Genomic DNA, 19,876 nt, shown 5'->3' with positions numbered 1-19,876 from the left:
AGACCACCTTTTCAGGAATGCCCGATGTCCGTCGTTTCGCGCCTCCGCTCGCCGATCCTCACCCCCGCCCTGCTGCTGGGCGGCGCCATCGCCTGCGCCGCCCTGCCCGCCCTGGCCCAGCCTGCAACCGAGACGCCGACCGTCGCGGCCCGCCAGTCCTTCGCCATTCCGGCCGGCCCGCTGGCCGAGGCGCTGAACCGGTTCGGCGAGCAGGCCGGGCTGCTGATCGTCTTCACCCCGGAGCAGACCGAAGGCCGCCGGAGCCCGGGCCTGCAGGGCGAATATGCGCCGCGCAAGGGCCTCGAACAGCTGCTCGCCGGCAGCGGCCTGCAGGCCCTCGCCCAAGGCGAGGGCTTCAGCCTGCAGTTGGCGGAACCCTCGGCCGCCACCGGCACGGGCTCCCTCGAACTGAACACCGACACGGTGGTCGGCGACTGGCTCGGCGAGGGCGACGAAGAGGACGTCTTCAACCATCCCGGCGCGCGCGACGTGATCCGCCGCGAACAGTTCGAACGCTTCGGCGCCAGCAGCACGCGGGAGGTGCTGAACCGCATTCCGGGGGTCAACGCGCCGGAGAACAACGGCACCGGCAGCCACGACATGGCGCTGAACTTCGGCATCCGCGGCCTCAACCCGCGTCTGGCGACCCGCTCCACGGTGCTGATGGACGGCATCCCGGTGCCCTTCGCGCCCTACGGTCAGCCGCAGCTGTCGATGGCGGCCGTGTCCATGGGCAACATGGATGCGGTGGACGTGGTGCGCGGCGGCGGCGCGGTCCGCTACGGGCCGCAGAACGTGGGCGGCATCGTCAACTTCGTGACCCGGGCGATCCCCGAGGACTTCAGTCTCAAGGGCGGCATCCAGACCGAGGTCAGCCCCGACTCCAGCCAGGACGCCTGGAAGCGCACCGGCAACCTGCTGCTCGGCGGCACCGGCGACAACGGGCTGGGCGGCGTGCTGCTCTACTCCGGGGTGCGCGGCAGCGACTACCGGGAACACAGCGATACCCGCATCGACGACATGATCCTCAAGGCGCGCTACCAGCCGAACGGCGCTCACAGCCTGCACGGCATCGTCCAGTACTACGACGGCGAGGCGCAGATGCCCGGCGGCCTGAGCAAGGCCGACTTCGACGACGATCCCTACCAGTCCACCCGTCCGCTCGACGAGTTCTGGGGCCGGCGCACCCTGGTGGGGCTGGGCTACGACTACACGGGAGACGCCCGCAAGTTCTCGGTGAACGGCTTCTTCACCCGGACCCTGCGCAGCGGCTACCTGGACCAGGGCAGCTTCGTGTCCCTGTCGCCGCGCAACTACTGGGTGCGCGGCCTGGAAACCCGCTTCACCCAGGGCTTCGCCCTGGGCGAGAGCTGGCATGAGGTCGGCATCGGCCACCGCTTCATCAGCGAAGCCTCCCACGAGCTGCGCTACCGGGAGGCACAGGGCAACGGCCTGCCCGACACCGGCAGCCGCAACGACCGCGACACCCGCGGCTACACCCACGCCAACGCCTTCTTCATCGACGACCGCATCGACATCGGCCGCTGGACCATCACCCCCGGCCTGCGCCTGGAGCGCATCCGCTCGGAGCAGACCAACAAGCTCACCGGGGAGAAATACGATGCGGACTACAACACCTCGCTGCCGGCGCTGAACGTGCTGTATCGCCTGACCGACAGCCTCAACCTGTACTTCAACACCGAGGAGTCCTTCGGCTCGATCCAGTACAGCCAGATGCCCAACCGCGCCCAGGTCAACGAGATCGAACCGGAAAAGGCCCGCACCTGGGAGGCCGGCGCCCGCTACGACGACGGCGCGCTGAAGGCCGAGCTGGGCGCCTTCCTGATCGACTTCGACAACCAGTACGACAGCAACCAGACCAACGACAACATCATCGCCCGCGGGAAAACCCGCCACACCGGCTTCGAGGGCAGCCTGGCCTACGAGATGGCAGGCCTGCATCCGGCGCTCGCCGGCTTCGACGTCTACGCCACCTATGCCTACGTCGATGCGACCATCCGCGAGTCCGGGCCCAACCAGGGCAACCGCGTGCCCTTCTCGTCCAAGCACAAGGGCACCTTCGGCCTGGGCTATTCGCGCAACGGGCTGCGCCTGGACCTGGACAGCACCTTCCAGTCCAGCCAGTACGCCGACAACGCCAACACCGTCGAGGAAAGCCTCGACGGCAGCACCGGGCGGATTCCCGGCCACGTCATCTGGAACGCCCGCGCGGCCTACGACTTCGGCCCCCGGGCTGCCGACCTCCAGGTGGCGCTGGGGGTGAAGAACCTGTTCGACACCGAGTACTTCACCCGCTCCTACGACGACAACAACAAGGGCAAGAACCTCGGCCAGCCGCGCACGCTGTATCTGCAGACGTCGATGGGGTTCTGAAGGGGTATCCGCGGGCGGCGTCATGCCATCCCGCAGGCCGGGTCACGACCTGCGGGATGACGGGCACCGGCCCCGGCCGGCCCTCAAACCTCGCACGCCCTGCCGTCCAGCGGCACGGGCATGGTGGGCAGCGGTTTGCCGAAGCGCTGGATCGTTGCGCCGCACACCAGCAATCCAGCCACCGCCAGCACGCCGCCCACGGTGCCGACGCTCGCCAGCCCCAGTTGGCTGCTCACCGCGCCGCCCAGCAGGGCGCCGCCGCCGATGCCGATGTTGTAGATGCCCGAATGCAGCGCCATCGCCACGTCGGTGGCGTCCGGGGCCAGGGCCATGACCCTGGACTGCTGGGCCATCCCGAAGCACATGATGGCGACGCCCCAGGCCAGGCTCAGCGTGCCGAGCATCCAGGCATCCCGGGCCAACGGCGCCAGCAGCAGCATGCACAGCGCCATGGCCGCGAGTGCCGCGACCAGCAGGCCGTTCGGGGTCCGGTTGTAGCAACAGCCGAACACCAGGGAGCCGATGATGCCGGCGCCGCCGAAGAGCAGCAGGAGGATGGTCGTCGCCTTGCCGGTCAGTTGCCCGACGGCCTCGGCGAACGGCTCGATATAGCTGTAGGCGGTGAAATGCGCGGTGATCGCCAGGGCGGTCAGCGCATAGCAGGCCACCAGCGCCGGGCGCCTGAACAGCACTGGGAGGCTGCGCAGCGAACCCGAGTTCTGGCTGGGCAGCGACGGCAGCGTCCGGGCCAGACAGACCAGGACCAGCGTGGCGATCACCCCGATCGCCGCGAAGGTCGTGCGCCAGCCGAGCATCTCGCCCACCACGCGGCCCAGCGGGATGCCCAGCACCATGGCCAGGGAGGTACCGGTCGCCAGCAGGCCGAGGGCCTGCGTCTGCTTGCCCGGCGGCGCCACCCGCACCACCAGGGAGGCGGTGATCGCCCAGAACACGGCGTGCGCCAGGGCAACGCCGATCCGGCTCAGCAACAGGACGGCGAAGCTGGAAGCCAGCGCCGACAGGACGTGGCTGGCGACGAACAGGGCGAACACGAACATCAGCAGCTTGCGCCGGTCGATGTTGCGCGTCAGCAGCATCATCGGCAGCGACGCGAGGGTGACCACCCAGGCGTAGATCGTCAGCATCAGGCCGACCTTGTCGGTAGACAGCCCGAAGCTGCCGCCGATGGCGCTCAGCAGGGCGACGGGAACGAACTCGGTCGTGTTGAAAATGAAGCCGGCCAGGGCCAGCGCAAGCACGCTCAGCCAGCTGCCGACAGGAGCATTCGGGGGGGTGTTCATTTAAGACGTGCACCTTCAAGAGGGAGGCGACAGGGGCCATCCGCCGGGCATGGGAAAACGCACGCCAAGCGCCTGTTCGCAAAATAGGGACACGCACCCACACCCGGAAGCGGACACACCGAAGCCCGCCGCCCACGGCGCGAAGCCGGGGCGCAGCAGCATCGCTGCGCAGCGAGAGGAATTGTTATAGGTATGGGAGGAGACAGCCAGACGAAGCCGATTCTAGAAGCTGCCTGCCTGCACCACAACAGGCCAGCCAGGGGCCCTCACCACGACCTGACGGCCGGCAGGCGACGGGCGCGAGACGGCCTGGTGCCCGGCCGCTCGAAGCCGGCGTCGGGCGGCCGCCGGCCCGCCTCTGCCGGGGGTTGCCGGCAGGCCCACCGGCGCCTCGGGAACGGATGCGCCGGCGTCCTTCGCGCGCTCCCGGCCCCCCTTGACCCGGCGGATCAGGAGCCGGCAGCGCTGCCGGCCGGGACGCTGCCGACGCCAGTGCCAGTGGCGGCACCGCTGCCGGGCGCGAAGCCGGAACCGCTCACCCCCCAGACGCCGGCCAGGTTCTGCATCAGCGGACCAGCCACGCCCTGGTTGCCGAGGAACTGCAGCAGGATCGGCGCGAACTGGCCGGCCAGGCCAGCGTCCATGCCCAGGGAGGAGAAGGCCTGGTTGACGTCCTGCATGCTCTGCACGTTGCCCAGCAGTTCGCCGGTTTCCTCCAGTTGCTCGGACTGTTCGGCAGAGGGCACGGCGGACTTGCCGAGCAGGCCGCCGAGTCCGCCGAGGCTACCGCCCAGCGCCCCCAGGCCGCCGAGGGCACCGAGCTGGTCGAGGGCATTGTCGCCGGTGAGGTGCTCGATGCCGGGAACCGACTCGGTCAGTTGGGCATAGTCGCTGCTCTTGAGCTGGTTCTGCGCCAGTCCCAGCAGGGCACCGGTGCCGCCCAGCATCTGCAGCGGGGTGACCGGCAGCGCGCTCATGGCCTGGACCAGCCCGAGCACCGGCGCCGCCTTGTCGTCGGCGGCCTCGTCGGCCTGCCCGCCCTTGAGGGCGGAGACCGCCTGGGCGGCGGCGTTCAGGTCGAAGGCGAAGGCCGGGACGCTCGCCAGCCCCAGCAGGGCGATCAGGGCAATGGAGGGGGACGCTTTCATCGGGGGAAACCTCTCGACTCGGGATGCGGACGCTGCCCGCCTGGCGGCGCGAGGGCCGAACGGACGGCGGGCAGGAGGACGGTCCGTGGGCGCGCGAGCCGTGCAGCAGCATTTCTGTGACGTCTCGCGCGGACACGATCCCCGCAATGGGATAGGGGATCGCTGGCGCCCTCTATGGTCGGCCATCGCCTCCCCGCCTGCAACCGTTCCCCGCCGCGCCGGCCGATTCAGGCTGGTTTAAGCCAAGCGGACTAGGGTGAAGCCATCGAAAGCCGACGACTCCGAGGAGAGCCACGATGAAAACCCTCACCACCCTGTTCGCCACCACCCTGCTCGCCGCCAGCGCCGGCCTGGCCCAAGCCAACGACCTCGGCCCGGACGAAGCCGTGAAGCTGCTCAAGGCCGGTACCATCCAGCCGTTCGAGACGCTCAACGCCGCGGCGCAGGCCAAGCATCCGGGTTCGACCATCCGCGAAACCGAGCTGGAGGAGGAATACGGCCGCTACATCTACCAGGTCGAACTGCGCGACACCCAGGGCGTGAAGTGGGACGTGCACCTGGACGCCGCCAACGGTCAGGTGCTGAAGGATCATCAGGACGACTGAGCGGATAGCCGCGCGAGCCGGGGGCAGGATGCCCCGGTCCGGCCCGGCGCCCGTCCGCGCTTCCACGGAGCGCTGGCCGGCAGCGGAGCGGGAAGTGCCGCTGAACCCACAGGATCTCCATGGATGAAAAGCCCCGGCGCCTGGGGTATACCTGCGCGTTCCTGCCCAATTCAAGGAGCTTGTCCATGCAGGTCGCAGACGCCATCCATTCGCGCAAATCGGTTCGCCGCTTCCGTCCCGATCCCGTTCCCCGCGCCCAGGTCGAGCGCATCCTGGAACTGGCCTCGCAGGCGCCGAGCGGCGCCAACACCCAGCCGTGGAAGGTCCGCGCGCTGGCCGGCGCAGCCCGCGACGCGCTGTGCCGGGCGGTGAGCGCGGCAGCCGAGCAGGAGCCGCAGCGGCATCACGCCGAGTACGGCTACTACCCCGACCCCTGGTTCGAGCCCTATCTGGAGCGCCGGCGGACCATGGGCTTCAGCCTCTACGACGCGCTCGGCATCGCCCGCGGCGACCGGGCGGCGCGGGAGCGCCAGGCGCTGCGCAACTTCCAGTTCTTCGACGCGCCGGTCGGCCTGCTGATCTCCATGGACCGGCGGATGAACACCGGCAGCTTCCTCGATATGGGCATGTTCATCCAGAACCTGATGCTGGCGGCCCGCGGCGAAGGGCTGCACAGCTGTCCCCAGGGGGCCTTCGCCGACTATCACCAGGTGGTGCGCGAGCTGGGGCTGCTCGGCGAGGAAGAGATCCTGCTCTGCGCCGTGGCCCTCGGCTACGAGGACCCGGACGCGCCGGAAAACGGCCTGGTCACCGAACGGGTGTCGGTGACGGAATTCACCACCTTCCATGGCTTCGAGGAGCCGGCCGGCGGCTGAGCACCGCCGGTCCCATCGCTCTCACTCGCGGTAGTCGTCCAGCGGCACGCAGGCACAGAACAGGTTGCGGTCGCCATAGACGTTGTCCACCCGGTTCACCGTCGGCCAGTACTTGTGGGCGCGGGTGTGGGCGGTCGGCGTCACCGCCTCCTCGCGGCCGTAGGGGCGCTGCCACTCGCCGAGCACGTCGGCCAGGGTGTGCGGGGCGTGCTTGAGCGGGTTGTCCTCGGCCGGCCAGTCGCCGGCCTGGACCTTGGCGATCTCCGCGCGGATGCTCAGCATGGCCTCGACGAAGCGGTCCAGCTCGTGCAGGGACTCGCTCTCGGTGGGCTCGATCATCAGCGTGCCGGGCACCGGGAAGGACATGGTCGGCGCGTGGAAGCCGTAGTCCATCAGGCGCTTGGCGACGTCCTCCTCGCTGATGCCGGTTTCCGCCTTGAGCGGGCGCAGGTCGAGGATGCACTCGTGGGCGACCCTCCCGTTGCGGCCGCTGTACAGCACCGGGAAGGCGCCGCCCAGACGGTGCGCCAGGTAGTTGGCGTTGAGGATGGCCACCTCGGTAGCATCCTTCAGCTGCGGACCCATCATGGCGATGTACATCCAACTGATCGGCAGGATGCTCGCGCTGCCCCAGGGCGCCGCGCTGACCGCGCCGTTGTCCGGATTGGGACCGTCCAGCGGCACCACCGGGTGGTTGGCGACGAAGGGCGCCAGGTGCGCCCTGACGCCGATCGGCCCCATGCCCGGGCCGCCGCCGCCGTGGGGGATGCAGAAGGTCTTGTGCAGGTTCATGTGCGAGACGTCGGCACCGATGTCCGCCGGCCGCGCCAGACCGACCTGGGCGTTGAGGTTGGCGCCGTCCATGTAGACCTGGCCGCCGTGGCCGTGGATCACCTCGCAGATCTCCCGCACGCCCTCCTCGTAGACGCCGTGGGTCGAGGGATAGGTGAGCATCAGGCAGGACAGCGTGTCGCCGGCCTCCTCGGCCTTGCGCCGGAGGTCGGCGAGGTCGACGTTACCGGACCGGTCGCAGTCGACGATGCGCACCTGCATGCCGACCATCTGCGCCGAGGCCGGGTTGGTGCCGTGGGCCGAGGACGGGATCAGGCAGACGTTGCGCTGTCCCTCGCCGCGGCTCAGGTGGTAGCTGCGGATCGCCAGGAGGCCGGCGTACTCGCCTTGGGCGCCGGAGTTGGGCTGCATGCAGATGGCGTCGAAGCCCGTGATGGTGCACAGCCAGGCTTCCAGCTCCTCGATCATCAGCCGGTAGCCCTCGGCCTGCTCGCGCGGGACGAAAGGATGCAGGTTGGCGAACTCCGGCCAAGTGACGGGCATCATCTGACTGGTGGCGTTGAGCTTCATGGTGCAGGAGCCGAGCGGGATCATCGCCTGGTTGAGTGCCAAGTCCTTGTTTTCCAACTGCTTGAGATAGCGCAGCATCTCGGTCTCGCTGTGGTGGCTGTTGAACACCGGATGCTGCAGGTAGGGCGAGGTGCGCTGCAGCGCATCGGGGATGCCCGCGGCGGCGGCATCGTCCAGCACGGCGAGGTCGAGGCCGTGGTCGGCGCCGAGGAAGATCGCCAGCAGCCGCTCGACGGTCTCGCTAGTACAGGTCTCGTCCAGGCTGACGCCGAGCCGGCCGCGGCCGAGGATGCGCAGGTTGATGCGCGCCTCCTGGGCGCTCTCGATGATCGCCGTCTGGGCGCCGCCGACCTCCAGGGTCAGGGTGTCGAAGAAGTGCCGGTTGAGGCGCTCGATCCCGCGCTGCGCCAGGCCCTCGGCGAGGATCGCGGTCAGCCGGTGGACGCGCTCGGCGATGCGTTTGAGCCCCTCGGGGCCGTGGTAGACGGCGTAGAAGCCGGCCATGTTGGCCAGCAGCACCTGGGAGGTGCAGATGTTCGAGTTGGCCTTCTCGCGGCGGATGTGCTGCTCGCGGGTCTGCAGGGCCATGCGCAGGGCGGTGTTGCCGCGGGCATCCCTGGACACGCCGATGATCCGTCCGGGCATGGCGCGCTTGAACTCGTCGCGGCTGGCGAAGTAGGCCGCGTGCGGGCCGCCGTAGCCCATCGGCACGCCGAAGCGCTGCGCCGAACCGAGCACCACGTCGGCACCCAGTTCGCCGGGCGGGGTCAGCACCAGCAGGGCGAGCAGGTCGGCGGCGACGCAGGCCAGCGCCTGCTGCACGTGCAGTTGCTCGATCAGCGGCTCGAGATCGCGGATCTCGCCGTGGGTGTCCGGATACTGCAGCAGCGCGCCGAACACCGCATGCTCGGAGAGGTTTTCCACGGCAGCCACCACCACCTCGAAGCCGAAGCCCTCGGCGCGGGTGCGCACCACCGAGATGGTCTGCGGGTGGCAGTTCTCGTCGACGAAGAAGCGGTTGCTCTTGCTCTTGGCCACGCGGCGGGCCATGGCCATGGCTTCGGCGGCAGCGGTGGCCTCGTCGAGCAGCGAGGCGCTGGCCAGGTCGAGGCCGGTGAGGTCGATGGTCAGCTGCTGGAAGTTCAGCAGCGCCTCCAGCCGGCCCTGGGCGATCTCCGGCTGGTAGGGGGTGTAGGCGGTGTACCAGCCGGGATTCTCCAGCACGTTGCGCAGGATCACCGGCGGGGTGACGGTGCCGTGGTAGCCCATGCCGATCAGGCTGGTCCACAGCTCGTTGCGTTCGGCATAGCCTTTGAGCCTGGCCAGGGCGCCCTGCTCGTCCAGCGCCGCCGGCAACTCCAGGGCGCGGTTCAGGCGGATCGCCGGCGGTACCGTCTGCTCGATCAGCTGGTCGCGGCTGGCCAGGCCGAGGCTGGCGAGCATGGTGCGCTGTTCGGCCTCGTCGGGACCGAGGTGGCGCTGCAGGAAGGCGTCGGGCTGCTGGAGTTGGGCGAGACGGGGAGTCTGGGACATGGCGGCTCTCGGCTGAAAGGACGAAGCCCCGACGGGCGAGGCTTCAGGAGGAAGTGGCCCGGCTTCCGGCGCCGGCAGGCGCCGGAAGGAGGTGGCGATCAGGCCCCGGCGGCACAGGCGGCTTCGTAGCCGGCCGCGTCGAGCAGCTTGTCCAGGTCGCCGGCGTCACTGGGCTTGAGCTTGAAGAACCAGCTGCCGTAGGGGTCGCTGTTGACCAGCTCGGGACTGTCGGTCAGGGCCTCGTTGACCGCGATCACCTCGCCGGCGATCGGCGCGTAGATGTCGGAGGCGGCCTTCACCGATTCCACCACCCCAGCTTCCTGTTCGGCGGCCAGCGCTTTGCCGACTTCCGGCAGCTCGACGAACACCACGTCGCCCAGGGCCTCCTGGGCGTGGTCGGAAATGCCCACGGTGACGGTGCCGTCCGCTTCCAGTCGGGCCCATTCGTGGCTGGCTGTGTAACGCAGATCGGCGGGGATATTGCTCATGTCGTGTCCTCGGGTTGGGGCGAAAGGGCTCGCCCGAAAAATCTAGATCAAAGCCTTGCCATGGCGGACGAAATTCGGCCGGACGACGCGGACGGGCAGCCAGAGGCCGCGGATCTCCACCTCGGCGCGCTCGCCGGTGGCCGCCGGCACCCGGGCCAGGGCGATGAACTTGCCCAGCGTCGGCGAGAAGCTGCCGCTGGTGATCGTGCCCTCGCCGATGCCCTCCACCCGCACGGCCTGGCGGGCGCGCAGTACGCCGCGCTCCTCCAGCAGCAATCCCACCAGTTTAGGCTGGCCGCCGGCACGACGCTGCGCCTCCAGCGCCGCACGGCCGATGAAGTCGCGCCCGGGCGGGTCCCAGGCGATGGTCCAGCCCAGGTTCGCCGCCAGCGGCGAGACGTTCTCGTCCATGTCCTGACCGTAGAGGTTAAGACCCGCCTCCAGGCGCAGGGTGTCGCGGGCGCCGAGGCCGACGGGAACGATGCCGGCGCCGACCAGCTCGCTGAAGAGGCCCGGCGCCTGAGCGGCCGGCAGCAGGATCTCCAGACCGTCCTCGCCGGTATAGCCGGTGCGGGCGATGAACCAGTCGCCCTCGGCCAGGCCCTCGAACGGGCGCAACTCGTGGATCAGCGCGGCGCGCGGCGCGGACAGCAGCTTGCCGGTGCGCGCTCGCGCCTGCGGGCCCTGGATGGCGAGCATGGCCAGATCGCGGCGCTCGCGCAGCTCGACGGCGAAGCCGGCGGCCCGCTCGCGCATCCAGGCCAGATCCCGCTCGCGAGTGGCGGCATTGAGCACCAGGCGGTAGCCGAAGTCGGTACGGTAAACGACAAGATCGTCGATCACCCCGCCGCGCTCGTTGAGCATCACGCTGTAGAGGGCCTTGCCGGAGGTTGCCAGGTGCGCCACGTCGTTGGCCAGCAGGCGGCGCAGCCAGGCTCCGGCATCCGAGCCATGGACATCCATCACGGTCATGGGAGAGACGTCGAAGACCCCGCAATCGCGCCGGACCTGCTGGTGCTCCTCGACCTGCGAGCCATAGTGCAGGGGCATGTCCCAGCCGCCGAAGTCGACGATCCTGGCGCCCAGGGCAAGATGCTGGTCATAGAGGGCGTGTGCTGTCCCATGGTGGGTTTCTCCTTCCGTGCCCGGCGCGTGTCATGCGAAAGACCTGCAGGACAGGCCTGGCAGGGCCGCGGGCAGGTCGCGAATGGCGCGCATTGTAGCCGCAAGGTCGAACCCGGTCACGGCACCGGAAAAGCCGGGAAGCGGACGGCTCGCGGCCAACATTTTCAGCCCGGCTGGCGTGCCGAGCGGCGGATCAGGCCGATCACCGGCAGCAGGCCGACCAGCACCAGGGTCAGCGCCGGCAGCGCGGCACGAGCCCACTCGCCCTCGCTGGTCATCTCGAAGATGCGCACCGCCAGGGTGTCCCAGCCGAACGGGCGCATCAGCAGGGTCGCTGGCATTTCCTTGAGCACGTCGACGAATACCAGCAGCGTGGCGCTCAGGGTGCCGGGCAGCAGCAGGGGCAGGTAGATCCGCCGGAACAGCTGCGTGCCGCCGACGCCCAGGCTGCGCGCGGCCTCCGGCAGCGACGGGCGGATCCGCGCCAGGCTGCTTTCCAGCGGTCCGAAGGCCACCGCCAGGAAACGCACCAGGTAGGCCAGCAGCAGGGCTGCCAGGCTGCCCAGCAACAGCGGCTTGCCGGCGCCGCCGAGCCAGGCGGACAGCGGGATCACCAGCTCGCGGTCGAGGTAGCTGAAGGCGAGCATGATGGACACCGCCAGCACCGAGCCCGGCAACGCATAGCCCAGGTTGGCCAGGCCGACCGCCGCGCCCATGGTACGCCCCGGCACCAGGCGCCGGGCGAAGGCCAGCAGCATGGCGCAGGCGACGGTGAGCAGCGCGGCGCAGCCGCCCAGAGAGAGGGTGTGCAGGATCAGTCCGGCGTAGCGCTCGTCGAGATCGAAGCGGCCGCGCCGCCAGAACCACGCCAGCAGTTGCAGAAGCGGCACGACGAAGGCACAGAGGAACACCAGAACGCACCAGGCGCAGGCCGCCGCGGCCTTGAGACCGCGCAGCCGGTACAGCGCCCGGCCGCGCGGGCGCTCGGTGCTCGGCCGCGGCACGCCACGGGCACGACGCTCGCCGTAGACCACCAGCATCACCGCCAGCAGCAGCAGGCTGGCCAGTTGGGTGGCGGTGGACAGGCTGTAGAAGCCGTACCAGGTCTTGTAGATGGCGGTGGTGAAGGTGTCGTAGTTGAACACCGAGACGGCGCCGAAGTCGGCCAGGGTCTCCATCATCGCCAGCGCCAGCCCGGCACCGATCGCCGGTCGCGCCATCGGCAGGGCCACCCGCCAGAAGGCCTGCCAGGGCGACTGGCCGAGGGCCCGCGCGGCCTCCATCAGGCCCTTGCCCTGGGCCAGAAAGGCGCTGCGCGCGAGCAGGTAGACGTAGGGGTAGAAGACCAGCACCAGGACCAGGATCACCCCGCCGGTGGAGCGCACCCGCGGCAGCCGCAGGCCGCTGCCGAACCATTCGCGCAACAGGGTCTGCAGCGGGCCGGAAAAATCCAGCAGGCCGACGAAGACGAAGGCCAGCACATAGGCGGGAATCGCGAAGGGCAACATCAGCGCCCAGTCCAGCCAGCGCCGGCCGGGGAACTCGCAGAGGCTGGTCAGCCAGGCCAGACTCACGCCGAGCAGGGTGACGCCGACACCGACGCCCAGCAGCAGGCTCAGGGTGTTGCCGAGCAGGCGCGGCATCTGGGTATCCCACAGATGGCTCCAGATTTCGCCGTCCACACTGTGCCAGGACAGCGCCAGCACGCTGAGGGGCAGCAGCACCAGGGCGGCGATGGCGAGAACGACGGGATACCAGCGGCGCTGGGCGGAATGGGTCACGACTGCTCCCCGCTACGGAAAACGAAGCGGGCCGCCGGCGGAGCGATCCGCCGGCGGCCCGGGATTGACGGCCTCGGCGCGCCGGGATCAGTTCCAGCCGGCGCGGTCCATCAGCTTGATGGCCTCGGCCTGGCGCTTGCCGGCGACCTCGACCGGAATGCTGTCGGCCTTGAAGCTGCCCCAGGCGGCGACCTCCGCGGACGGCGCAACCTGCGGATTGGCCGGGTACTCCTGGTTGAGATCGGCGAGCAGACGCTGGGCCTTCTCGCCGGTCATCCACTCCAGGAGCTTCTGCGCCGCCTGCGGGTGCGGGGCGTACTTGGTCACGCCGGCTCCCGAGAGGTTGACGTGCACACCGCGGTCGCCCTGGTTCGGCCAGAAGGGCTTCACCTTCAGGCCGGGGTTCTGCTGGTGCAGGCGCCCGTAGTAGTAGGTGTTGGCGATGCCCACGTCGCACTGGCCGGCATCGATGGCCTGCAGCAGGGCGGTGTCGTCGGCGAACACGTCGGTGGCCAGGTTGTTCACCCAGCCCTTGAGGATCTCTTCGGTCTTGGCCGCGCCGTGGGTCTCGATCAGGGTGGCGGTCAGCGACTGGTTGTAGACCTTCTTGCTGGTGCGCAGGCACAGGCGGCCTTCCCAGTTCTCGTCGGCCAGCGCTTCGTAGGTGGAGAGCTCTTCCGGCTTGACCCGCTCGGTGGAGTAGAAGACGGTCCGTGCGCGCAGCGACAGGCCGTTCCAGGCGCCGCTGGCGGAGCGGTACTGCGGCGGAATGTTGGCCTTGATCGTGGGCGAATCCAGCGGACGCAGCACGCCTTCCTGCTCCGCCTGCCAGAGGTTGCCGGCGTCCACGGTGATCAGCAGGTCGGCCGGGGTGTTCTTCCCTTCGGCCTTGAGGCGGGCGAGCAGCGGGGCTTCCTTGTCGGTGATGAACTTCACCCTGACCCCGGTTTCGGCGGTATAGGCGTCGAAGACCGGCTTGATCAGCTCGTCGATCCGCGACGAATAGACCACGACCTCGTCATCGGCGGCCAGAGCGATAGCGGAGAACGCGCCCAGGGCCAGGATGGCGAGAATGTGCTTGCTTGCCTGCATGGAACCCACCTCAGTATGGATTTGTCGCGGCAAATAATAGTGACTAGCATTTCGCTTCACAACTTGCCAGATGTCGCGCCATATATCCGTCGCGGGCGAAGCGGGGCGCCTCTCAGGCGCGCGCCAGCTCGGGCAGGTCGCCGCTCAGACCGAGGGCCTGGCGGACGAACAGCGCCTTGCCTCCGGGTAGGTTTTCCATCCATTTCAGGCCGGTGTTGCGCAGCCAGCGCAGCGGTAGCGGATCGGCCTGGAACAACCGCTCGAAGCCCTCCATCGCCGCCATCATCGCCAGGTTGTGGGGCATGCGCCGGCGCTCGAAACGACTCAGCACACGCAGATCGCCCAGCCGCTCGCCGCGCGCCCGGGCATGCAGCAGCACTTCGGCGAGGGTGGCGGCATCGAGGAAACCGAGGTTGACACCTTGCCCGGCCAGCGGATGGATGACGTGGGCGGCGTCGCCGATCAGCGCCAGGCCGGGCTCGACATAACGCCGGGCATGCCGCTGGCGCAGCGGGATGCACAGCCGCGGATCGACCTCCAGCACCGCGCCGAGCCGCCACTCGAAGGCAGCGCCCAAGGCCTTGGCGAAGGCCGTGTCGTCCAGGACCATCAGTCGTTCGGCCTGCTCCGGGGTGGTCGACCAGACGATCGAGCACCAATGCCTGTCGCCACCCCGCTCCAGCGGCAGGAAGGCCAGCGGGCCGTCGTCGGTGAAACGCTGCCAGGCGGTGCGGCGGTGCGGCTCGGCACAACGCACGCTGGTGACGATGGCATGGTGCAGATAGTCCCATTCGCGGGTGGCGCAGCCGGCCAAGCGGCGGATCGTCGAATTGGCGCCGTCGGCGGCGATCAGCAGCGGCGCGCGCAGCTGGCGACCGTCGCCGAGGTTGACCAGCCAGCCGTCGCCGGAGCGGCGCAGACCGTCCAGACGCACCCCGGACAACAGCCCGATTCCCGTGCCGGCCAGACGCTCGAGCAGGGCATCCTGCACCACGCGGTTCTCGACGATGTGGCCGAGCACCTCGGCATGCACGCTGGCCGCGGCGAAGTGGATCTGTCCGGTGCCGGAACCGTCCCACACCTGCATCTCGCCGTAGGGCGAGGCACGTCGGGCACGGATGCTGTCCCAGGCGCCGAGGCGCTCGAGGATGCGCTGACTGGCGGCGGACAGCGCGCTGACCCGCGGCTCGAAGGGCGCCTCGGGATGCCAGGGAGCCGCCTCGAGCGGTCCGCGGTCGAGCAGGAGGACGTCCAGGCCACTATCCCGCAGGGCCAGTGCCAGGGCGCTGCCGACCATTCCGGCGCCGACGATGATCAGATCCGCGTGCATGCTTTCCTCAACTCGCAAAGGGCGTCCAGCCACGCCCACCGTTGTTCGATGATCGCGCGCAGGCTTCAGGCCTGCGCGCGGGTGCCGAGCCCCATGGCCTGACGGGCGAACCAGCGCTTCGCCGGCGGCAGCAGATCGAGGCCGAGCAGGCCGAGACTGCGTCCGTCGGCGAGCAGCGGCGTGGCCATGCCGAACAGCCGCGTGAGCCGGTCGGAAAAACCCACGGTCAGTTGCTGGTCAAGGCGCTGACGGGCCTGGTAACGCAGCAAGGTGGCGAAGTCGCCGGGCGCGGCCGAGCTGGCCAGCAGCTCCTCGGCCAGGCACAGGGTATCGCGCAGGGACAGGTTGTACCCCTGGCCGGCGATCGGGTGCAGGCTGTGGGCGGCATTGCCGAGCAGGGCCAGATGCGGACGCACCTGCTCCTCGGCCTCGACCAGTGCCAGCGCATAGAGATGGCGGCCCCCCACCTGGCGGAAGGCACCGAGGCGATAGCCGAACTGCAGCTGCAACTCGGCGAGGAACTGCCGATCGTCCAGCGCCAGCAGGCGCCCGGCGTCGCCCGTCGGGCGGGTCCAGACCAGCGCGCAGCGATTCTCCGCCAGCGGCAGCAGGGCCATCGGGCCGTCCTGGGTGAAGCGCTCGAAGGCCCGGCCGCCATGCGGCTCGCTGGGCGTGAGGTTGGCGATCAGCGCGGTCTGCCCGTAGGGCCGCTGGCGAACATGGATGCCGAGCTGCTCGCGCAGATCGGAACGGCCGCCGTCGGCGAGCACCGCCAGGGCGCAGTCGAGATGGCTGTCGTCGTCCAGCTGCAGCCGGTAGCCGTCGGCCAGCGGGGTCATGCGCAGCACTTCGGCCGGACAGCGCCAGGCGACCACCTCAGGATCCAGCGCCTGCCACAGACACTCGCCGAGCCAGGCGTTCTCCACCACATAGCCGAGGGCCGGCACGCCCTCCTCCGCCGCGTGCAGGCGCGTGGTGCCGAAGCGGCCGCGCTCGGAGACATGGATCTGCAGGATCGGCTCGGCGCGGCGGGAGATCGCCGACCACAGGCCGAGGCGCTCGTAGATCTGCCGAGTGCCGAAGGACAGCGCCGAGGAGCGCGCATCGTAACTCGGCTGATAGCCCTCGCCAGGCGCATGCGGCTCGATCAGCACGATGCGCCAGCCGCGCGCCTTGGCACCCTCCTGCAGGGCCAGGGCCAGGCTGGCGCCGACCAGGCCGCCACCGACGATCGCCAGTTCCACCCGGTTCATGCTCAGGCCGCCCGGCCGCGAGCCGCGGCCATCAGCGCCTCGATCTCGGCGACGCCCTTGGGCACGCCGCCGGTAAGGATCTCGCAGCCGGTCTCGGTGACCACCACGTCGTCCTCGATGCGCACGCCGATACCACGCCACTTGCGTTCGACCTTGTCGTTGTCGGCGGCGATATAGATGCCCGGTTCGACGGTCATCGCCATCCCCGGCTCGAGCACGCGCCACTGTCCGTCGACCTTGTAGTCGCCGACGTCGTGCACGTCCATGCCCAGCCAGTGACCGGCACGGTGCATGTAGAAGGGCTTGTAGGCTTCCTGCGCGATCAGCTCGTCGACCTCGCCGGCGAGCAGCCCCAGCTCCACCAGCCCGGCGGTGATCACCCGTACCGTGGCCTCGTGGGCCTCGTTCCAGTGACGGCCGGGCGCGATGTGCTTGAACGCCTCAAGGTTGGCCGCCAGCACCAACTCGTAGATGGCCTTCTGCTCGGGCGAGAAACTGCCGTTGACCGGGAAGGTGCGGGTGATGTCGCTGGCGTAACAGTCGATCTCGCAGCCGGCGTCGATCAACACCAGGTCGCCGTCGCGTAGCGGCATGTCGTTCTCGGTGTAGTGCAGGATGCAGGCATTGCGACCGCCGGCAACGATCGAGCCGTAGGCCGACATCCGCGCCCCCCCCTTGCGGAACTCGTATTCCAGCTCGGCCTCCAGCTGGTATTCGTGGAACCCCGGGCGGCTGGCCTGCATGGCGCGCACGTGGGCGCGGGCGGAGATGGCCGCGGCCTCGCGCATCACCGTCACTTCGGCGGCGCTCTTGTACAGACGCATGTCGTGCAGCAGATGGTCGAGGGCGACGAACTCGCTCGGCGGCTGCGCGCCCTGGCGAGCCTTGGAGCGGATGGTCTTGATCCACTCCATCAGCCGGTGGTCGAACGCCTCGTTGCTGCCGATGGCGTAGTAGACCCGGCCGCGCCCTTCGATCAGACCGGGCAGGATGTCGTCGATGTCGGCGATGGGGAAAGCATCATCCGCGCCGTAATCGCGCACCGCGCCCTCCTGACCGGCGCGCAAACCGTCCCAGAGCTCGCGTTCGGGATCGCGCTCGCGACAGAAGAGCACGTACTCGCCATGTTCGCGGCCGGGAATCAGAGCGATCACCGCCTCCGGCTCAGGGAAACCCGAGAGATATTGGAAGTCGCTGTCCTGACGGTATTGATGCTCCACATCGCGATTGCGGATATACACCGGCGCCGCCGGCAGGATGGCGATGCTGTTGGGCTCCATCTGCGCCATCAGCGCCTTGCGCCGGCGGGCATATTCCGACTTCGGGATGCAGGTCATGTACGGCTCCTCGGTTGACTGGCAAAGGCGTCGGCGCTTCAGTGCACGGACGGCTTGGGCGCCGACGCGACCGGTCCGGCGCACTCGGCGAACAGCAAAAGCGGCGCGACCCGGAGGTATTCCATGACCTCCATGTAGGCGCCCTCGCCCTCCTCGGAGTCCTCCAGCGAAGACTGCACCTGGGCGATGGCGGCAAGATCCTGCAGCACCTCCATGGCCTCCGCGCTCAACGGCTTGTCGCGGGCGGTCAGGCCGAAGCCGCCGAGAAAGCCCTGGCACCACTGCCCTAGGGCGGTGGCGCGCTCGGCCAGCGGCGCCTCGTCGGAAGGCAGCAGCAGAACCACGGCGACCTCGCCGCCGGCCAGCTCGCCCTTGACCATCTCCTGCAGGCCGACCAGCGCCTGGCGCACGCTGTCCGGAAGCTGGTCGCCGAGCAGATCGGCGGCATCGGTCAGCCAGCCCTCGACCTCGAAGCCGGCACCGGCGCAACTGCGGCCGAGCAGCAGACCGTGCAGCTCCGCCGGGGACACATTGCGGCCGGTCGAGGTCAGCAGGGTGGAGAACGCCGCATAGGGGGATTTATCGGTGGACATATCGGACTCGCCTTCTCCACTCGCCCGCTCTGGCCGCACTTTGCGAAAGCGCCGGCAGCTATAGGCGCCACGGAGAGCAAATGACTAGAATGTGATCGCGTATCCTAGCACCGGCGGACGCGGCAAGACCATCGAAGCGCACCGTCGGGCGCGCGAGTCCCATTCATTCGCAGAGAAGAAGAGGCGCCATGGAAGACGATGACCTGCAGGCTCTTGCCCGTCAGCTGGAACTGCTGATCCAGCGTCTCGAGCAGATCAAGGCCCACAACCGGTTTCTCTTGGCGAATGAAAAGGCCTGGCGAGAAGAACGCGCCCATCTCATCGAAAAGAACGAAATCGCCAGGCACAAGGTCGAATCGATGATTTCACGTCTGAAAGCCCTGGAGCAGGATTCATGAGCCAGCCGCATACCATCACCGTCCACATTCTCGACAAGGACTACTGCATCGCCTGCCCACCGGAAGAACGGGCCAACCTGGAAAGCGCCGCCCGTTACCTAGATGGGAAAATGCGGGAAATCCGCTCGAGCGGCAAGGTCATCGGCGCCGACCGTGTCGCGGTGATGGCTGCCCTCAACATCACCCACGATCTGCTGCACAAGCAGGAGCGCCTGGACCTGCAGGCCAGCTCGACCCGCGAACAGGTTCGCACCCTGCTGGAGCGGGTCGACCGCGCTCTGACCAACAATCCGGATGAGCTGACAACCTGAGTCCTTCGGGATTCGGGTATACTGGCGATCACTCCCTGGCGTGTACGCCAGTCGGCCACGTCCCTCTCCCGATACGCAAAACTTCGGAGGCTGTACGTGTGACCCGTGTGCATGTCCGCCTGACGGAAAGCCTTAAAGTCATCGTCAGTCGCCACCTTGAACTTTCGGGTTCAAGGGTCAAGCCGGCAGCGGCACCTCGGGGAGCCCACCTTCTTCGCTTGCCGCCTTGTGGCGAATCCTTCAAGATCGCTGATACTGCATTCCGGATAGTCCTTCATTCGGCATGATCGAAACCGCCGGCCTTTCCCGCATCCAATTGCGCCGCCTGCTCCGCGCGCGACGGCGCGCGCTCGCCCCCCACCACCAGCGCCAGGCCGCCCGCCGGCTCTATCTCCAACTGGCGCAGCATCCGCTGTTTCGCCGCTGTCGCCACGTGGCGCTCTACCTGCCCAACGATGGCGAGATCGACCCCGGGCTGCTGCTCGAGGCCGCGCAACGCCACGGCAAGGCGACCTATCTGCCGGTGCTCAATGCCTGGCCGGCGACGCGCATGGTGTTCCAGCGCATCCATCCCGGCGAGGCACTGCACCTGAACCGATTCCGCATCCGCGAGCCCCGCCCGAACCGGGCCCGACAGCGCAAGGTCTGGACGCTCGATCTGCTGCTGATGCCTTTGGTCGGCTTCGATTCGCAGGGTGGACGACTAGGCATGGGCGGCGGCTTCTACGATCGCAGCCTGGCCTATCGGAGCCGCCATAAGTATTGCCGCAAACCCGTATTATTGGGCCTGGCCCATGAGTGTCAGAAGGTCGATCGACTGGCGCTGGCCAGCTGGGACGTGCCACTGGAGGCCACGGTGACGGACCGGGCTTGGTATGCGGCCGGGAACACGAAGGGAATGACGCGGAAGGAGCAGCGGCACCGCAATCCCTGCGGTGCCTGCGAATAGA

The 19,876-nt window shown here is 68.8% G+C and carries 17 protein-coding genes and 1 other RNA gene; 7 read left to right on the top strand and 11 right to left on the bottom strand.

The window, feature by feature from the left end:
- The first annotated feature begins 24 nt into the window (after positions 1-24).
- Complete coding sequence (gene fecA, locus Atro_RS15905) at positions 25-2,394, top strand: TonB-dependent Fe(3+) dicitrate receptor FecA (protein ID WP_497923780.1); 2,370 nt, start codon at positions 25-27, stop codon at positions 2,392-2,394.
- Between the two features lie 83 nt (positions 2,395-2,477).
- Here fecA and Atro_RS15900 read toward each other — a convergent pair whose 3' ends face one another.
- Positions 2,478-3,695 carry a sugar transporter gene (locus tag Atro_RS15900; RefSeq protein WP_497923778.1) on the bottom strand — a complete coding sequence of 406 codons (1,218 nt, stop codon included), beginning with the start codon at positions 3,693-3,695 and terminating at the stop codon, positions 2,478-2,480.
- A 449-nt stretch (positions 3,696-4,144) separates the two neighbouring features.
- Entirely contained in the window at positions 4,145-4,843 is a 699-nt protein-coding gene (locus tag Atro_RS15895) for a DUF2780 domain-containing protein (protein ID WP_497923776.1), read from the bottom strand.
- A gap of 296 nt (positions 4,844-5,139) precedes the next feature.
- Between Atro_RS15895 and Atro_RS15890 the strand changes: the two genes are divergently transcribed.
- Both Atro_RS15890 and Atro_RS15885 read left to right on the top strand, forming a co-directional pair.
- A complete protein-coding gene (locus Atro_RS15890) occupies positions 5,140-5,448 on the top strand; it encodes a PepSY domain-containing protein (protein WP_497923775.1) in 309 nt (102 codons plus the stop codon).
- A 185-nt stretch (positions 5,449-5,633) separates the two neighbouring features.
- A complete protein-coding gene (locus Atro_RS15885) occupies positions 5,634-6,323 on the top strand; it encodes a nitroreductase (RefSeq protein WP_497923773.1) in 690 nt (229 codons plus the stop codon).
- A gap of 21 nt (positions 6,324-6,344) precedes the next feature.
- Here the strand turns inward: Atro_RS15885 and gcvP are convergent, their stop codons facing one another.
- From gcvP to Atro_RS15840, 9 genes are all read right to left on the bottom strand, one after another.
- Positions 6,345-9,218, bottom strand: coding sequence for an aminomethyl-transferring glycine dehydrogenase (gcvP, locus tag Atro_RS15880; RefSeq protein WP_497923771.1), 2,874 nt, complete (start codon positions 9,216-9,218; stop codon positions 6,345-6,347).
- Between the two features lie 98 nt (positions 9,219-9,316).
- A complete protein-coding gene (gcvH, locus tag Atro_RS15875; RefSeq protein ID WP_497923769.1) occupies positions 9,317-9,706 on the bottom strand; it encodes a glycine cleavage system protein GcvH in 390 nt (129 codons plus the stop codon).
- A 42-nt stretch (positions 9,707-9,748) separates the two neighbouring features.
- Positions 9,749-10,792 (bottom strand): glycine cleavage system aminomethyltransferase GcvT, encoded by a 1,044-nt coding sequence (gene gcvT / locus Atro_RS15870; protein ID WP_497927697.1) that lies wholly within the window; start codon positions 10,790-10,792, stop codon positions 9,749-9,751.
- Between the two features lie 203 nt (positions 10,793-10,995).
- Complete coding sequence (locus Atro_RS15865) at positions 10,996-12,612, bottom strand: ABC transporter permease (protein WP_497923767.1); 1,617 nt, start codon at positions 12,610-12,612, stop codon at positions 10,996-10,998.
- Positions 12,613-12,699: 87 nt separating this feature from the next.
- Positions 12,700-13,704: an extracellular solute-binding protein gene (locus Atro_RS15860; protein ID WP_497923765.1), complete on the bottom strand. Its 1,005-nt coding sequence runs from the start codon at positions 13,702-13,704 to the stop codon at positions 12,700-12,702.
- 112 nt (positions 13,705-13,816) lie between these two features.
- Positions 13,817-15,034 (bottom strand): 2-octaprenyl-3-methyl-6-methoxy-1,4-benzoquinol hydroxylase, encoded by a 1,218-nt coding sequence (locus tag Atro_RS15855; RefSeq protein WP_497923763.1) that lies wholly within the window; start codon positions 15,032-15,034, stop codon positions 13,817-13,819.
- Between the two features lie 65 nt (positions 15,035-15,099).
- Complete coding sequence (gene ubiH, locus Atro_RS15850; protein ID WP_497923761.1) at positions 15,100-16,287, bottom strand: 2-octaprenyl-6-methoxyphenyl hydroxylase; 1,188 nt, start codon at positions 16,285-16,287, stop codon at positions 15,100-15,102.
- 2 nt (positions 16,288-16,289) lie between these two features.
- On the bottom strand, positions 16,290-17,624 hold the full coding sequence (gene pepP, locus Atro_RS15845) for a Xaa-Pro aminopeptidase (protein WP_497923759.1): 1,335 nt from the start codon (positions 17,622-17,624) through the stop codon (positions 16,290-16,292).
- A gap of 38 nt (positions 17,625-17,662) precedes the next feature.
- Entirely contained in the window at positions 17,663-18,217 is a 555-nt protein-coding gene (locus Atro_RS15840; protein ID WP_497923757.1) for a YecA/YgfB family protein, read from the bottom strand.
- Positions 18,218-18,405: 188 nt separating this feature from the next.
- On the opposite strand from Atro_RS15840, the gene Atro_RS15835 reads away from it, so the two are divergent.
- From Atro_RS15835 to Atro_RS15820, 4 genes are all read left to right on the top strand, one after another.
- Entirely contained in the window at positions 18,406-18,615 is a 210-nt protein-coding gene (locus Atro_RS15835) for a TIGR02449 family protein (RefSeq protein ID WP_497923755.1), read from the top strand.
- A complete protein-coding gene (locus tag Atro_RS15830) occupies positions 18,612-18,926 on the top strand; it encodes a cell division protein ZapA (RefSeq protein ID WP_039806440.1) in 315 nt (104 codons plus the stop codon). Before Atro_RS15835 ends, Atro_RS15830 begins: the two co-directional genes overlap by 4 nt.
- A gap of 29 nt (positions 18,927-18,955) precedes the next feature.
- Positions 18,956-19,133: non-coding RNA, 6S RNA (gene ssrS, locus Atro_RS15825), on the top strand.
- A 76-nt stretch (positions 19,134-19,209) separates the two neighbouring features.
- Positions 19,210-19,875, top strand: a complete 666-nt coding sequence (locus tag Atro_RS15820; RefSeq protein ID WP_497923753.1) for a 5-formyltetrahydrofolate cyclo-ligase — start codon at positions 19,210-19,212, stop codon at positions 19,873-19,875.
- Position 19,876 lies beyond the last annotated feature (1 nt).

It is taken from the genome of Azotobacter tropicalis, assembly GCF_059739045.1.
Note: the sequence above shows the minus strand (reverse complement) of the source record. Positions and strands in the feature narration are given on the sequence as shown.

What these genes read in the sequence shown, in the direction of transcription:
- Atro_RS15890 (WP_497923775.1), top strand. Translation starts at nt 5,140, where the DNA reads ATGAAAACCCTCACCACCCTGTTCGCCACCACCCTGCTCGCCGCCAGC.
- Atro_RS15835 (WP_497923755.1), top strand. Translation starts at nt 18,406, where the DNA reads ATGGAAGACGATGACCTGCAGGCTCTTGCCCGTCAGCTGGAACTGCTG.
- Atro_RS15885 (WP_497923773.1), top strand. Translation starts at nt 5,634, where the DNA reads ATGCAGGTCGCAGACGCCATCCATTCGCGCAAATCGGTTCGCCGCTTC.
- Atro_RS15830 (WP_039806440.1), top strand. Translation starts at nt 18,612, where the DNA reads ATGAGCCAGCCGCATACCATCACCGTCCACATTCTCGACAAGGACTAC.
- pepP (WP_497923759.1), bottom strand. Translation starts at nt 17,624, where the DNA reads ATGACCTGCATCCCGAAGTCGGAATATGCCCGCCGGCGCAAGGCGCTG.
- Atro_RS15840 (WP_497923757.1), bottom strand. Translation starts at nt 18,217, where the DNA reads ATGTCCACCGATAAATCCCCCTATGCGGCGTTCTCCACCCTGCTGACC.
- gcvP (WP_497923771.1), bottom strand. Translation starts at nt 9,218, where the DNA reads ATGTCCCAGACTCCCCGTCTCGCCCAACTCCAGCAGCCCGACGCCTTC.
- Atro_RS15820 (WP_497923753.1), top strand. Translation starts at nt 19,210, where the DNA reads ATGATCGAAACCGCCGGCCTTTCCCGCATCCAATTGCGCCGCCTGCTC.
- fecA (WP_497923780.1), top strand. Translation starts at nt 25, where the DNA reads ATGTCCGTCGTTTCGCGCCTCCGCTCGCCGATCCTCACCCCCGCCCTG.
- ubiH (WP_497923761.1), bottom strand. Translation starts at nt 16,287, where the DNA reads ATGAACCGGGTGGAACTGGCGATCGTCGGTGGCGGCCTGGTCGGCGCC.
- Atro_RS15895 (WP_497923776.1), bottom strand. Translation starts at nt 4,843, where the DNA reads ATGAAAGCGTCCCCCTCCATTGCCCTGATCGCCCTGCTGGGGCTGGCG.
- gcvH (WP_497923769.1), bottom strand. Translation starts at nt 9,706, where the DNA reads ATGAGCAATATCCCCGCCGATCTGCGTTACACAGCCAGCCACGAATGG.
- Atro_RS15855 (WP_497923763.1), bottom strand. Translation starts at nt 15,034, where the DNA reads ATGCACGCGGATCTGATCATCGTCGGCGCCGGAATGGTCGGCAGCGCC.
- Atro_RS15860 (WP_497923765.1), bottom strand. Translation starts at nt 13,704, where the DNA reads ATGCAGGCAAGCAAGCACATTCTCGCCATCCTGGCCCTGGGCGCGTTC.
- Atro_RS15900 (WP_497923778.1), bottom strand. Translation starts at nt 3,695, where the DNA reads ATGAACACCCCCCCGAATGCTCCTGTCGGCAGCTGGCTGAGCGTGCTT.